Source organism: Thermus sp. (assembly GCF_040290245.1).
Taxonomy (GTDB): domain Bacteria; phylum Deinococcota; class Deinococci; order Deinococcales; family Thermaceae; genus Thermus_A.
In genome coordinates, this window is record NZ_PSMQ01000002.1 from 71175 (window position 1) to 71761 (window position 587).

The window sequence follows — 587 nt, forward strand, 5'->3', positions numbered from 1 at the left end:
AAATAGAGGAGAGCTTTATGAAAAACAAACTGTCGTGGCTAGGAGTCTTTTTGCTCCTTGTGGCACTGCTGAGCGCTTGTGGTGGTGGATCCGGCGTTGGGGGACCGATCAGGAATGACTTTACCATTTCTGTTAACCCTACCAGCGTGGATGTGATTCAAGGACAAAGTGCAACAAGCACCTTAATCGTCACTCCCCAGAACGGCTTTACGGGAACGGTAAGTCTTAGCGCAGAGAGTGTTCCTACTGGAATTACTGTTCGCTTCGATCCCAGTTCACTAAACGTACCTGACCAGACCAAGTCCACTGTCACTGTGGAAGTTGACATAAGTGTCCGTCCAGGAACCTACACCCTCACTCTCAAGGCGTCATCGAGCAACATCCAAAGGTCAGCTACCTTGAACCTCACTGTCCGATCAAGGGCCCAGCCAGACTTTACCGTCTCTCTTGACCCTACCAGCTTGGATGTGATTCAAGGACAAAGTGCAACAACCACCCTGATCATCACTCCCCAGAACGGTTTTACGGGAACGGTAAGTCTTAGCGCAGAGAGTGTTCCTACTGGAATTACTGTTCGCTTCAATCCC

Annotated in this window: 1 protein-coding gene; it reads left to right on the forward strand. The window is 49.9% G+C overall.

The genetic code is table 11. The annotated features are described in order from the left end of the window. Positions 1-17: 17 nt before the first annotated feature. Positions 18-587 (forward strand): COG1470 family protein (locus C4301_RS00860; protein WP_503012370.1); only part of this gene is annotated, 570 nt, incomplete at its 3' end.